Annotated in this window: 9 protein-coding genes and 1 pseudogene; 2 read left to right on the top strand and 8 right to left on the bottom strand. The window is 62.3% G+C overall.

Going from position 1 to position 14,592, the window contains the following annotated elements; translation table 11 throughout:
* Position 1: 1 nt before the first annotated feature.
* Entirely contained in the window at positions 2–2,449 is a 2,448-nt protein-coding gene (locus AC6HU3_RS00450) for a ComEA family DNA-binding protein (RefSeq protein ID WP_497473843.1), read from the bottom strand.
* A 1-nt stretch (position 2,450) separates the two neighbouring features.
* Positions 2,451–3,251, bottom strand: coding sequence for a hypothetical protein (locus tag AC6HU3_RS00455; RefSeq protein ID WP_497473844.1), 801 nt, complete (start codon positions 3,249–3,251; stop codon positions 2,451–2,453).
* Between the two features lie 84 nt (positions 3,252–3,335).
* Here AC6HU3_RS00455 and AC6HU3_RS00460 point away from each other — a divergent pair, with 84 nt between their 5' ends.
* Positions 3,336–5,369, top strand: a complete 2,034-nt coding sequence (locus tag AC6HU3_RS00460) for a ligand-binding sensor domain-containing protein (RefSeq protein WP_497473845.1) — start codon at positions 3,336–3,338, stop codon at positions 5,367–5,369.
* Between the two features lie 2 nt (positions 5,370–5,371).
* A complete protein-coding gene (locus AC6HU3_RS00465) occupies positions 5,372–7,423 on the top strand; it encodes an LPS-assembly protein LptD (RefSeq protein ID WP_497473846.1) in 2,052 nt (683 codons plus the stop codon).
* A gap of 19 nt (positions 7,424–7,442) precedes the next feature.
* On the opposite strand, the pseudogene AC6HU3_RS00470 reads toward AC6HU3_RS00465, so the two are convergent.
* The 6 genes and pseudogenes from AC6HU3_RS00470 to AC6HU3_RS00495 all read right to left on the bottom strand — a co-directional run.
* Positions 7,443–9,041: pseudogene (locus AC6HU3_RS00470) on the bottom strand (penicillin-binding transpeptidase domain-containing protein); the annotation flags it as partial.
* Positions 9,038–9,433 (bottom strand): hypothetical protein, encoded by a 396-nt coding sequence (locus AC6HU3_RS00475; protein ID WP_497473847.1) that lies wholly within the window; start codon positions 9,431–9,433, stop codon positions 9,038–9,040. The gene AC6HU3_RS00475 and the pseudogene AC6HU3_RS00470, both read right to left, overlap by 4 nt.
* A complete protein-coding gene (locus AC6HU3_RS00480) occupies positions 9,384–10,067 on the bottom strand; it encodes a rod shape-determining protein MreC (protein ID WP_497473848.1) in 684 nt (227 codons plus the stop codon). Before AC6HU3_RS00480 ends, AC6HU3_RS00475 begins: the two co-directional genes overlap by 50 nt.
* Positions 10,067–11,125 (bottom strand): rod shape-determining protein, encoded by a 1,059-nt coding sequence (locus AC6HU3_RS00485; protein WP_497473849.1) that lies wholly within the window; start codon positions 11,123–11,125, stop codon positions 10,067–10,069. Before AC6HU3_RS00485 ends, AC6HU3_RS00480 begins: the two co-directional genes overlap by 1 nt.
* Positions 11,088–13,667, bottom strand: coding sequence for a DNA mismatch repair protein MutS (mutS, locus tag AC6HU3_RS00490; RefSeq protein ID WP_497473850.1), 2,580 nt, complete (start codon positions 13,665–13,667; stop codon positions 11,088–11,090). Before mutS ends, AC6HU3_RS00485 begins: the two co-directional genes overlap by 38 nt.
* Positions 13,664–14,536, bottom strand: coding sequence for a PHP domain-containing protein (locus AC6HU3_RS00495; protein WP_497473851.1), 873 nt, complete (start codon positions 14,534–14,536; stop codon positions 13,664–13,666). Before AC6HU3_RS00495 ends, mutS begins: the two co-directional genes overlap by 4 nt.
* Between the last annotated feature and the right edge of the window lie 56 nt (positions 14,537–14,592).

The raw sequence follows: 14,592 nt of genomic DNA on the forward strand, positions 1-14,592 counted from the left end.
CTCAGAAGAAATAATCCAGCGTCCAGGAAAGGAACCAGGATGGCTCTTCCGTGGTGAAGCTCCCCTCCACCGGGCGGCCAAAGGCGTCGGTGATTCCGTTTTCCAGATCCAGGTTGCTCCGGTACAGGGTGTTTTTCATCCGGAGTTTCAGACGGGCCACCATCCGGTCGGCCACCGCATGGGCCACCGTGACATAGAATTTCGTTCCGTCGCCATACAGAAAATCAATCCCTGTGTCTTCAAAGATCCACTGGCTTCCCCCCTCGTTGGTCCACACGGCCGTCCCGGTCTGAACCTGGGTCTGGGGGGTGAGGTCATACCGCAGAAACAGGCTCACAAAGCCCCCTTTCATCCCCGCCCGGGGGATGTCCACCCGGGGGGTGAGATCCACCGCGCTATAGCGAACCTCCACACCCGCAATGCCCCGCTGGAGGAGATAGAACACCCGGAGGGCCCGCTCCTCGGAAAAGCTTTCCGTGTAGGCCACACCCCGGAGGTTCCGGCGTTTCTGATAGCGCTCCCGATACCGCAGGCGCAGGGCATGGACGGGCCGGAATTCGCCCTCCACGTTGATCCGATAGTTCCACAGGCCGTCCGTGAGATCCCGCCAGACGTCCACATAGAACCGGGGCACAAGCCACTTCCGGTTGAACTGATACCGGGTCTCCACGAAAAACCCTTCCTCCGGCTTGGGGGCGGGAAAGTCCCGCAGAGAAGAGGCCAGCGGGTCCACCAGGCGGTAGGGCCGCTCGAGGGGCGTGTCCTCAAACCGGCTGTCTTCCTGAAAGGAACGCTGGTAGGGGTTGAAAAATCCGGGGTCCTGCCGGCGGTAATGGAGATTCCAGTTGAACCGGGGCTTCTGCACCCGAAGGGCCACGGCCAGAGCGTTCCCCGAACCGCCCCGCAGTTGATGGGCCCACTCCGTCTCCAGGCTCACCGGGAATTTGACCGTCTGGAAAGCAAAGCCCGCAAACCGGAAGCCCTCCACCGGTCCCTCCGGAAAGCTTGCGTCATAACTCAGATCTTCCCGGTCCAGAGGGAGGTCCAGGTCGTCAAACCGCATGGAAAGCGGGCGGTCATAGGCGATGTCCAGAAGATGGAACCGCAGACGGCTTCCCACCAGGAAGGGGCGGGGAAGGTCCACATCCAGAAGTCCCCCCACCACCCGTTCCCGAACGCCGTGGTCCCAGAGCACCGTGGGGATGAAGCTCCCCGTGAAGAGGAAAAGAGGATTGCCTTCCCTGTCAGGCAAAACCGGACGGCGATTGGAGGCCACATAGCCTCCGAGATGCAACGGGCCTCGCCGCAGGCGCACAAACCCGCCCAGAAACCCCATGGTTCGGCTTGCGGTGAGATCACCGAACACACCCTGATCCCGGTCCATCAGGCGATCCCGGGATTCTTCGGCGTTGTCCATCAGAACCCCCTGATCCAGGGCGATCCGGAAGTTCCCCAGAAGCAGACGCTCCAGGAAGCCTCGCGACGCATAGTCCACAAAGGCCCGAACCAGGGGACCTTCCACGTAATAGGGGGATTGATGGAAAGCAAGGCCTGCCCGGATGCCCGAGCGATGGTTCAGCACCCCTTTGAACCGGAAGAAGGGCCGGGTGGTGATGCGGGATTCGTCCTCACGGTAGGCCGAAAGCCGGGCCAGCAGGCTGTCCACCTGGGCATCCGTCCAGCCCGCCTGGCGGAGGAGAGTCCGGGTGGTGGTGTCTGCGGCGCGGGTGTCCAGTTCCTGAAGGCGCTCATACAGATAGTCCGTGGAATACACGACCGCGTTAGGGAGATACAGGCTCGCCGACGCCCAGCCATACACCTCCGGGAGACGGGGCTCCCGGATGGTCACAAAGGGGCGGAGGTTGAAATAGCCATAGGAGGAGAGCTCGGGAGCCCGGCGCAGATGGGAGATCCGGAAAAGGCTTGCTTTCCGGGCATAGCGCACCGCCGCCACCGCATCCAGAAGGCTCACACCCGGAAGGCTCTGGAGTTCTTCCACCGTGGCGTGCTGGATCCAGATGGGGGAGCGAAGCCGAAAAAGCCAGTAATCAAAGGCGCTGGTGCGGGGGCTTTCTTCCGAAGCCCCATACCCCCGGATGCGCTCCACGTCTCGCACGATCCCCCGTTCCCGCGGGGGTCGAACCACCAGGTGGTCCTTCCACCGGGCGATGTCCCCGGAGGTGATGCCGGGCACACGGGCAAGGTCATACACCGTGCGGAAAGGACCGTGAAGGTTCCGGTATTCCACCAGGATGCGGACTTTTTCCTCCGGAATCCCTTCGGTGCGCAGAACCTCCTCCACCGACCGGCCTTCCCTTGCCGCCAGGCTCACCGCATCCTCATAGCCGATGGGAAGAAGGCGGAGGCTTTCCGGAGGCGCCGTGTTCAGGTTGATGGGTGAGACACCGGCCGAGAGGAGAACCGGAAGAAAGAGGCTCACGAGGCTCATCTCACCACACCCGGTTCAGGGCAAAACTGTGGGAGACGGGCAGTCCCGGGCGAAACTGGGCAGCGTAGTCCACATCCAGACCGGAAAACCGGAAAGAGCCCCCGGCGGCAAAGGCCACATAGGCGTCGCTCTCCCGCTGGAGGCTGAAGCGAAAGGCCACGGGATAGGCGTTGAGTTTCACTTCTTGTCCCACCATCCACCGCAGGGCTTCCCCTTCCACCTGGCGGACCCCGGCCGTCGTGGTCACCCCTTCATAGGGGAACAGGGCCACGGCTGCCTCCAGGGCAGGCGGGACAGGCTCCGAACCGACGGTGGGCCGGTTGGCATTGGAAAGCACCACCCCCACCGACCAGAACCGCTGGGGAAGAAAGACAAAACCCATGTCCACTGAGGGGGCATGAAGGGCCCCGGATCGAGGGTCCTGATAACGGAGGAGTTTCAGGGCAAGACCCGCGCGGAGCACGGGCGCCACCTGAAAGGCGCTGTTCACCCCGGCCGTGATCTCCGCATACCGTCCGGTGTAGGTCCCTTCCAGGTTCGCCCCCACCTGTTCCACGAACGCACCTGCCCGGAGGCGTGCTGAGAACGGGTGGACATAGGCAAGACCCAGGTGGTGCAGGAAGATGCCAGCGCCACCGTAGGGGAGGCTGAAAAATGCACTGTAGACCCGGGACTCCAGGGCGCCGGGGTTGCGGAACGCCACTGCGGGAGAGGTGGGAAGGGCCACAACGGAGCCCATCCCGATTTCAGCGGGATGACCCACGGGCTGTTCAAAGAGAAGGGCGATGAGAAACCAGTGCATGACCCACTCCTTTTCCGTTTGTTTGAAGGGAAGTGTACAGAGCCCACAGAGAACCTTCAATCTCCTTCCTTTATACTTAAAGCCATGTGGCTTTTTCTTCTGGGCCAGGTTCTCCTTTCGGGGAGCCAGGTGCTGGATCTTCTGCCGGTGGGAGACAGCGCGGTCTTTGTGGTGTCCTCGGCCGGGATCCACCTGTGGCACAGCGGGATGCTGGATTCCCTTGCTGATCCCACCGTCCTGAACGGCCTGCCCCGGGCGATCGCCCTGGTTCCACCGGACACGCTGTGGGTGGGGACGGATGAAGGGCTCCGGCTGTGCCGGGGATCGTCTGAGCGAATCCACGCCTGCGGGGCGGTGGGCATGGATCCGGTGATGGACCTCTTTGTTCGCGGAGACACACTCTTCCTTGCCACCACCGCGGGCCTCGTTCTGCGGAGTTCTGAACGGGAAATCGCCCGGCTGAACCGGGCCGCAGGACTTCCCCTTCTCTCCGACACCCTCCTGACCCTTCGTCTCACAGGCGACACCCTGCTGGTGGGCACCGCCCGGGGTCTTCACCGGGTGCCCCTCACCGCACTCAACCAGATCACCTCCTGGAACGATACCCTCCTCACCGGCCACCCCATCCGGGACGCCATCCTCTTCCACGACACCCTGTGGATCGCCTCCGATTCGGGTGTGTGGCGGGAAGGAATGTGGATCCATTCTGAATCGGCCTTCCATCTCGACACCCTGAACGACACCCTGCTGGTGGGCGCCTGGCCGGAGGGTCTCTATTATGCCACACCTGCGGGCCTCATGCCTCTCTTTGCCGGATTTTCCGGCCATGCGGCCCACGTGTTCGTCCGGACAAACGAGGGCTTTCTGTGGGGGGATCACGGAGCCTGGCCCGGTCTTGTCCCCGAAGAAGGGAGTGGTCTGTGGCTCGATACCCTGCGCTATCCCATGGGCCTTCCCTTCCGGCGGTCTACGGATCTGGTGGAAGATCGGGATGGAAACCTGTGGGGTGTGTTCTGGAACCGGGAAGGGCTCCCCGATGCTCCATCCGGTGGTCTGTGGGTGTATCTTCCCGTGGAGGATACCGTCCTCTTCACGTTTCTTCCCCAGCCTCTCCGGCTTGCCCCCCATCCGGACGGAGGGGTGTGGGTGTCCCACTACACGTGGAGTGGAGGGGGCAACGCGGGCCTGTATCGGGCGGTGGTGGAAGCCGGAAGTCTCCGGGTGGATTCGGTGGATGTGGGGACCCGGCTGGTGATGGCCCTCGAAGCGTATGGCGACCGGCTCTATCTGGGTTTCTATCAGGGAGGAAGTTCCGGGAAGTTCGGCATCCGGGTGCGGGAGGCGGATGGGACGGTCCGGTCCCTCCAGGACAACCTTTCGGAGATCTGGCGGGTGGAAGCCCCCGCTGTGCTCCGGGTGTGCGCAGGCCGCCTGTGGGTGGGCACCCAGGGACAGGGACTTCTCGCGCTGGATACCTCCGGAACCCTGATGGGATCGGTCCCCCTCCCCAACAGCGTGGTGATGGATGCCGTGTGCATGGGCGATTCCCTTCTTGCCCTCACCGACGGAGGGCTTGTGTCGGTCCACCCGGACCTCACAACCGGACGGACGCTTTCCCTCACGGAGCCCGTCGCACTGGATCGGGGGCTGGGGGCGCTCTGGGTTCTCACCCGCCGGGAACTCCTCAAACTCTCCGACGACTTCTCTGTGACCGAACGCATCCCCCTGGGAACGGATCGTCTGCCCGGAACCCTCTTTGCGAGTTCCACCCTTCGTCCCCTTCACCATCCGCTCGCCGTGATGAAAACGTCCTCCCGTGTAGCGGTGGCCACCACCCGGGGCGTGGTCCTCCTGTCCTTTGATGATGTTTCATCCCGCTCCCCCTGGAGGATCTGGCCCCATCCGGTGCAGGGAACGTCCTTTTTTCTGGACGGCCCGCCTGTGGATCGGCTCTATCTCCTTTCACCGCAGGGCACACGCATTCCCCTGCGGGTGGACCGGGTGGGAGGAAATCGTCTCCGGATTGTCCTTCTCGTTCCCCCGTCCCGCGGACCCCACTGGCTGGTGGTGGAGGGGCGAGGGGAACGCCACACCCAGATCGTCCTCATCCGTCCGTAGCGATGGCCGCACTGTTCCTCTTTTTTTCCGCAGTCGTTCACTTCGGTGCAGGGAAACTCGTGTATGAACCCGACAGCCACCGGGTCTGGCTGTTTGATTCCGCCTACGTTCGGACGGAAAACACCCTTCTCCTCGCCGACACCGTGCTGTATGAAGACTCCGTCAAACGCCTTCAGGCCTGGGGGAATCCGGTTCTGGTGTTCCTGGACCGGGGGGATACCCTGAGGGGAACGTATCTGGTTTATCGCATCGACACCCGTCAGGGCATGGCCACGAAAGGCCGATCCTTCATCCAGAAAGGCTGGCTCACCGGGGAGGAGATGTATCGCCTGTCGGAGAACGAAATCCTCGTAAGAAACGGGACCTTCACCACGTGTTCTCTGGAAACGCCTCACTATTATTTTGCGTCCCGAACGGTCAAGGCCATCGAAAACAACATGGCCATCGTTCGTCCTCTCACGTTCTATATTCGTGATCTCCCCGTTCTCGCCCTCCCCTTCTGGATGTTTCCCATCGCCCGCGGGCGAAAGTCCGGATTCCTCACCCCCCGGTTCGGCCTTTCGGGGACAGACGGACGGTATGTCCGGAATCTCAGCTACTACTGGGCAGCAAGCCCCTACTGGGATGCCACCTTCACCCTGAACCTGTTTGAACGGCAGAAAATCCAGGCGGCCGTGGAGATCCCTTACAAACGATACCGCGTGTTCGACGGCTCCTGGCAGGCAAGCGCAGCCCAGGAATTCCAGACCGGAACCACCCGCTACAGCCTGGAAGGTTATCACACCCACACCTTTTCTCCCCGGAGCAAGCTCACCCTTCGCCTCCAGTTCCTTTCAGACGAACGCTACATCCGGGACTATTCCGAAACCCGGGAGGAGTTTCTGAAAACCAGCGTGTATTCCTATGCCACCTATGCCTATTCCAGTTCCCTCTTCGGGGTGAACGTTACGGCAAGCCGGTATGAGGACCTGATCCGCAACACCCTTCAGCAGAACCTTCCTTCCTTTTCCTGGAGCCTCCCCGCCTTCCGGATGGGAGGACTCACCTTCTCCACCTCCGGGCGGGCGGACCGCACCACCCAGGAAAACCCCGACACCGCCTGGACCCGGTGGGGCGCCCGCCAGGACGCAAGCCTGTCCCTGCCCTTCCGGATCCTTCGCCATGTTCAGGTCTCTCCTTCCCTTCAGGGGTATGCCCTGCTGATGGACCGGGACCGGTTGGGTCGGCCCTACGCCACCTATGCCACCGCGTCCGCCGGTGTGGCCCTTTCCACCGTGCTTTACGGCTATTCCCTCTTTTCTCTCGGCACCGTCGAGCGGTTTCGCCACACCCTCCGGCCCTCCGTTCAGGCCTCTTATGCCCCCAGGAATCCGGGCGACCATCTCCTTCCCTTCGGGGGTTACGGTCCCACCCCCGGAGGCACCTGGTCGGCCTCCTGGCGGGTGAGCAACCTCTTTGAGGGGAAAACCCCCGGGGGGGTGATCCAGATCGGGCGACTGGATGTCTCCCAGTCCTACAATCCCCAGGCTCCGCAGGGATCACGATTTTCAGACTACAGTGCTTTCTTTGAACTTCTTCCCGGCAACCCCCGTCTGAACGTCCGGGGCTCGGCCGTGCTGAACCATCCGGACTTCACGTTGAAAAGCCTTTCCCTGGACTGGCGAACGGACTTCTCTCTGGAATACCCCATGGTGTGGACGGCCACGAAAGACTCCACCACGGGGGCGCTCACCTATGAACCCGCCCGGTGGCGCCTTTCCCTGGCCCTCTCCTATCAGAAGACCCGTGGACTTCCGGCCTCCCAGTTTCTGGATGTGGGGCTTTCGGGGAACCTGACCCGTCTCTGGCGGATCAGTCTGACGACGGGCTACGATCTCGGGCAGGGGAAATGGCTTGCCCGGAGGCTGTCGGTGACCCGGGACCTCCACTGCTGGGAGATGGCCTTTTCGTGGACAACCCAGGGGGACTACTGGGCCTACGATTTCCGGCTGTGGATCCGGGACCTCCCGGATGTGAAGGTCCATCGGGGCCTGTTTGATACGTTCCTTCCCTGAAATACGTCTCGAGGAGGGCCCGGGCAAAGGGGGCCGCCACCTCGCTTCCGTGACCCGCATTCTCCACCACCACCGCAAAGGCCACGCGAGGCGTATCGTAGGGTGCAAAGCCGATGAAAAGAGAGTGCTCCTCCCCGTGGGGATTCTGGACGGTGCCTGTCTTTCCCGCATACACCTGCCCCTCAAGGCGTGCCCCATAGGCGGTTCCAGAAGAGTCGTTCACCACCTTCCACATCCCCCGAAGGACCACCTCCCATGCCCGTTCGGGTGCGTCCAGTTGCAGGGTGTCCCCGGAGACCGAATCGGCCAGGAGGTGAGGAGCGGGAAGACGTCCGCGGGTGGCAAGAAGACCGGCCATCAGAGCCATCTCATAGGGTGTCATCAAAATCTCTCCCTGCCCGATGGCCAGGTTGAGGGCCAGGCCTTTGGGAGGTTCCGGTCCATACCGATTCCTGTAGGTCTCCAGGGTGGGAGACGTTCCCCGACGGGCTTCGGGAAGGAGAAGAGGGGCACGGTGGAGGGGGACTTCGATGGCATGGAGGAGGGAAAGGGTTGATTCGAGGCCCATCCGGTTAGCCAGCGCGTAAAAATACACATCGCAGGACTGGGCGATGGCGTCCACGGCCGCAAGCGCCCCGTGTCCCGCAGGATCCCAGCACTTCCAGGTCCGGGAGCCCAGCGTGTAGGTGCCGTCGCAAAAAGCAAGGCGTTCCTCGGGCGTGACAACCCCCCGGGCCAGGGCAAGAAGAAGGAAAAGGGGTTTGAAGGTGGAGCCGGGGGCATACAGCCCCTGAAGTGCCCGGTTCAGAAGGGGTCTGTCCGGATGGGAGAGGAGCTCTTTCCAGTAGGCACTGCGCTCGGCAGGGGAAAGAAGCCGTCCCGGATCAAAAGAGGGCGAAGAATACAGAAGAAGCACCTCCCCGGTGCGCACATCCAGCATCACCGCCGCCCCCCGGTGCCCCCGGAACAAACTGTCCGCCGTGCGTTGAAGCTCGAGATCCACCGACAGGCGGAGGGGAGGAGGGATCACGGGAGGCTCAGGAGGCAGGGGATCCCAGTGCCGGAGCTCCCCCCGGGCATCCACCTGAAGAAAGCGAAGACCATCCTCCCCTCGAAGCCGGGATTCAAAGGCTCGCTCCACCCCCATCTTGCCCACGAAACGCCCCCATGCCGTGTCCTCCCGGGCTTCGGCCACATACCCCACCAGGTGACCCACCGGCGACCCCGCCGGATAGGTCCGGAGGGGAAAGAGGAGGGGGACCACACCGGCATAGCGGAAGCTCTCTTCCACATAGGGGAGGGCCTGGGCAAGGGGAAGCACGCGGCTCTGAGGGAGGTATCGAACCTGGGCCGGGGTGTAGCTCGGGAAAGGTGTTTTAACCGCCGGATCCGTGCGCACGAACGCCACCCCCCCGGTGTATCCGGCAAGAAGACGACCCTTTCGATCCAGAATGAGGCCCCGGGGAGCAGGAAGGGGGATGGCCCGCAGGATGTTGGCCCGGGAAAGCCGGACATAATGGGCACGCCGAACAATCTGCCGATAGGCAAGGACCGAGACAAGTCCCATCCACACGGCAAGAAAAGCACCCTGGAAAATCCGGATCCGCACAGGGTTCATGGGAAAGAACGCTGCTGAATTTCGTAAAGAGTGAAAGCCACGAGCCCGCCCAGAAACGCCCGCTCCACGCCCGTGTGCACGAACACCCCCAGCACAATCGCCCAGCCTGCAAACCACATCCCCCGCACCATTCGACTTTCAAAGTTCAGCCGGTGACGGAGGGGCCGTTCCAGGAGAACAAAACTGGTGAAAAGAAGGGGGATTTCCATCCATCCAAAAAGACCGCCCCGCAAGAGCCCTCCAAAAAGGGCAACCCACACAAACCCCGGGACCTCAGCGCTACCAAGGAGAAGAAATCCCACGCTCAGATCCGGTATCCACCGGGGAAGAGCAAGGCTTCCCTCAAGGTAGCTCGCGGCCAGAAACGCCAGGGTCCACAGAAGAGATTTCATGTCCCGTGCTCCAGAAAAACAGGGTGGTGTGATAGCGGGCGAAGGGCTCCACCTCGGCCCGGAAAAACCCCGGCTCAATGCGCGAGGTCTCCACCTGCGTGATCACGCCCACAAGGAGATTCTCGGGAACTCCGGAAAAGCCGGCTGTTCGCAGGGTTTCCCCGGGAGAGAGGGAAACGTAGACCGGGATCCACAGCAACACCGGAGGTTGTCCCCCACACACCAGTCCCCAGAGGGCGCGGTCGCCCACCCGAACGTTCACACACAGCCCCGGAGAGAAAAGGGTGCGGGCGGTGTGGGCCCGACCGGCGGAGCGCACAATGCGCCCGGCAAACACACCCCGGTCGTCCACAAGGATTTCCCCGGTCGGGTTTCCCTCCAGCACAAGTTCCTGAGGATCATCTCCCGGAAACGCTCCCCGGAGGCGGAGCCGGCCTTCTGGAAGGGTGTTCTCCTGGCCGAGATCCGGGGGAGACTGCTGGATTTCTTCCAGAGCGCACCACCGGTAGGTCCAGATCAGGGCGCGAAGTTCGTTCATCGGACGATAAACAGGAAGCATGGCCTCCTGCACCGTCTGACCCACGGGGGGAAGAAGAAGCAACAGAGCCATCAGGAAGGGAATCAGATCCCGCATCAATAGCGTCGGGACGTGCCCACGTCCTTGGGTTTCAGGAGCAGGCGCTCATAGGTTTCCATGTCCTCCATGATCTTTCCCGCCCCTCTCACCACACAGTCCAGCGGGTCCTCCACCGTGTGCACAAGCAGGTTCACCTCTTCCTGAAGGAGTTCCCGCAGGCCCTTCAGGAGGCTCCCGCCACCGGCCAGATAGATCCCCTGGTCGATGATGTCCGCCACGAGCTCAGGCGGGGTGCGTTCCAGGGTTTTCTTGATGGCGTCCACAATGGTCTGGAGAGGCCCCTTGAGGGCTTCCCGAACCTCCTCCGATGTGATCTCGATGGTCCGGGGCGAACCCGAAAGCACGTCCAGTCCCCGGATTTCCATCCGGAGCACCCCGTCAAACACCGGAGACACCTGGGCGATGGTGTGTTTGATCTGCTCCGCCGTCTGCTCACCGATGGTCATTTTGTAGCGATCCCGGATATAGTTCTGGATGGCCACGTCCATTTCGTCCCCCGCCACCCGGATGGACCCGTTCACCACGATCCCCGAAAGGGAGATGACGGCGATTTCCGTGGTTCCACCGCCAATATCCACGATCATGTTTCCGATGGGCTCGTGGACCGGCAGTCCGATGCCCACCGCGGCGGCCACAGGTTCCTCCACCAAGAACACTTCCCGCGCGCCCGCCGCCACGGCGGCATCCCGAACCGCCCGGCGCTCCACCTCCGTGATCCCCGAGGGCACGGCCACCAGGATGCGGGGGCGAACGAACATGGTTTTTCCGATCACCTTTTTCAAGAAAGCATAGAGCATCTCCTGAGCGAGCTCAAAATCGTTGATCACCCCGTCTTTGAGGGGACGCTTGGCCAGAATGTTTCGGTGACCTTTCCCCAGCATCCGCTTGGCCTCGTGGCCCACCGCCAGGAGGTTGCCGGAAACCCTGTCCACCGCCACCACAGAGGGTTCACGGAGGATCACCCCCTGACCTTTGACATAGATCAGGGTGTTGGCGGTCCCCAGATCCACCGCCACATCATTTCCGAGAAGACGACCGAACTTCAGCGAGAACATGTTGGGAAACCTCCTTGAGTTCACGGAGAAGCTGTTGAATTTCTTCCAGGGTCAGCGTTTCCATCCGCCGATCCCGGATCCGCTCCAGGATGGGAAGCACCCGATCCAGAGCGCCGGAAGTGGCAGGACGGGCCTGTTCAAAAAGCCCGGGAAGGGATTCTTTTGCCAGCACGTCCCGGAGTTTGCGCTCACCCTTCGCCTCCCAGCGGGCCAGGATCTCCCGAGCACGCCGGAGTACCTTGTCCGGAAGCCCCGCAAGCTTCGCCACGTGGACCCCGTAACTCCGGGAGCTCGCCCCCTCCACCACCCGGTGGAGAAACACCACGTCTCCCTCCCATTCCTTCACCTCCACCGTGTAGGCTTTCACCCCCACATACAGATCGGCCAGCTGGGCGAGTTCGTGGAAGTGGGTGGCGAACAGGGTGAAGGCGCGGATGTCCTTGTAGAGATATTCCGCCACCGCCCAGGCGATGGCCAGTCCGTCGTAGGTTGCCGTCCCCCGTCCCACCTCATCCAGGATCACCAGACTGCGGGGGGTGGCGTTCCGGAGAATCTCCGCAACCTCCTGCATTTCCGCCATGAAGGTGGACACGCCCCGGGCCACGTCATCAGAGGCCCCGATCCGGCTGAAGATCCGGTCCACCAGGGGAATTTCGGCATGCTCTGCCGGAACAAAACTCCCCGCATGGGCCATGAGAACGATATGGGCCACCTGACGGAGATAGGTGGACTTCCCGCTCATGTTGGGACCCGTGATCACAAACAGTCGGGCCCTCTGGGGGTCCATGTGGGTGTCGTTGGGAACGAAGTCCACCAGGCGCTCCACCACGGGATGACGCCCTCCGCGGATGTGGAGTTCGCCGGAAGGACGCATCCGGGGCCGGGTGTATTCGTATCGGCGGGCCGCCTCGGCAAAGGCCTGCAGGAGATCCAGTTCGGCAAGGGCTTCGCTTGCCTGAAGGATCTCCTCCGCCCGGGCCACCACCCGGCGAACGTCTTCCTGAAACAGCTCTTTCTGGATCGCTTCCACCCGCGAGCGGGCCAAGGTGATGCGCTCTTCCAGCGCCTTGAGTTCCGGTGTGAGAAACCGTTCCGCATTTTTCAGGGTCTGTTTGCGGATATAGTCTGGAGGGACCTTGTCCAGATGGGAGCGGGTGACCTCAAAGTAATAGCCGAACACCGCATTGTATCCCACACGGAGATTGGGAATCCCGGTGCGTTCCCGTTCCCGGGCCTCCAGTTCCAGAAGTTTTTCTTCTCCCCGTTCGGCAAGCTCTCGCTGTTCGTCCAGTTCAGGATAGACACCGGGGCGATACAGGGGTCCTTCGGTGGGCGAGGGCGGCGGCTCCTCCACCATCCGCTCCAGGAGGTCCTCTCCCAGACGGACAAGATCTGGGGAAAAGGGCTCCGTAAGGGGCTGGAGGGGCGTGCCTTCGAGAAGGCCGCTAATTTGTTTCAGTTCCCTCAGGCTCCGGGCAAGGACCTGAAGGCGCCGGGGGGTGATGCGGGATGTGGTGGCCTGGGAGAGGAGCCGGGGAAGGTCCCCCATCTCCCCAAGAAGGTCCTGGAGGGTTCGGTGGAGGTCTTCATGCTCCAGGAGGAGCGCCACCCGTTCGTGCCGGGTGGTGATGGTCTCAAGACGCCGTAGAGGATGGGAAAGAACGTGGCGGAGCCAGCGCCCTCCCATGGGCGTCCGGGTGAAATCCAGAACGTCCAGAAGGCTCTTTCCGCCCGCTTCCGGATGAAGGGGACGGAGCACCTCCAGGTTGGCAAGGGTTCGGGGGTCCAGAAAGAGGACCTCGTCAAAAGGCACGAACCGGAGACTCCGCAGGTGTTCCAGCATGCCCCGCTTGGTCACTTCGAGGTAGTGGTAGAGTCCCCCGAGCGCCTCCAGGGCCCGGGGATGGTTCCGGGCATAGGTAGCACGGAACACCTCCTCGGCCACCTGCTCTCCCCGACGGAGAGCGAAGGCCTCTCTCCGGAAGGGGGAGAGGGGAATGTTCAGGGGATCCAGTGATGGATCGTCGCCTTCGGGCACCACGATTTCTCGCACCCGGAGGGTCTGAAATTCCTGAAGGATTCGATCGGGTTCCCCCTCATACAGGAGGACCTCACCGGTGGACACATCCGCCACCGCGGCCCCCGCTTCGTTTCCGCGCTTCACAAAGGACGCCACATACAGATGTTCTTTATCCCGGTGGAAGGATTCGGAGAGCACGGTGCCCGGTGTGATGATTTCCACCACCGCCCGGTCCATGAGCTTCCCGCCGGCTTCTCCGATCTGTTCGCACACGGCGATGTGATATCCCCGCTCCAGGAGACGCTGAATATAGGATTCGGCAGCCTTCACCGGGACCCCGGCCATGGGAATCCGGCCGGCCTTGCCCACCGGGCGAGAGGTCAGGGTGATGCCGAGTTCCCGGGCGGCGATTTCCGCATCTTCGAAAAAGAGCTCATAGAAATCCCCCATCCGAAAGAACAGGAGTTCGTTCGGATGTTCGGCTTTGATGGCCCGGTACTGTTCCAGAAACGGAGTACTCATCGAAGGGCTCTGGCCGCCTCCTTCAGGGCTTCCACGAACGCGTAGGGGACCCGGACATCGCCCAGCTCCCCGTGTTCGTCCGAGTCGTTGATTTCCTCAGAAATCCCGTGAAAGTCGGACCCTCCCGTGATCAGGAGCCCATGCTTTTCGGCGAGGGCCCGGTATTGCTCCACGTCCTCCGGGCTGTGGCGGGTGTGATAGACCTCAATGCCCCGGAGCCCCCATTCGATCATTCGTTCCACATAGTCGGGCGTGGTGTTCAGGGCGGGATGGGCCACCACAGGCACGCCGCCATAGGTGAGCACGAGTTCGATGGCCTCTTTCGGGGTCATTTTCGCCTTGGGAACATAGGCCGGACCTCCGTCCCCGATCAGCCGATCAAAGGCTTCCTGCCAGGAGGAAACCAGTCCGGCTTCCAGGAGAGCCTGGGCCACGTGGGGCCGTCCGATGGCCTGAGCGTCCCCGGCAATTTCCTGCACCCGTTCCCAGGAAATGGCATAACCCAGTTCGTTGAGTTTCTGGACCATAAGGAAAGCCCGGCGTTCCCGGATATCCCGGAAATACTGCAGCCGTTCCTGGAGTTCGGGGTTGTGATAATCCATGTAATAGCCCAGAAGATGAAGGTCATGACCGTCCGCCTCACAGGAGAGTTCAATGGCCGGAACCACCTCCACCCCCATTTCTTTCCCCGCCTCGATGGCGGCGTCAATGCCTCCGAAGGTGTCATGGTCGGCAATCCCCACCGCCCGAAGGCCCACGGATTTCGCCCGGGCCACCAGTTCTTCCGGCGTGAGCTTCCCGTCCGAGGCCGTGGTGTGGGCGTGGAGATCCACATCCCCGAGGTGATAGTAATACACTTCCCGTTCCATATTGGCTCCTTTTTGAGTATAATTATATGCCCTGTGGGGTGAACCTTGCGCATGGG

This window comes from Caldifarcimen microaerophilum (assembly GCF_055387105.1).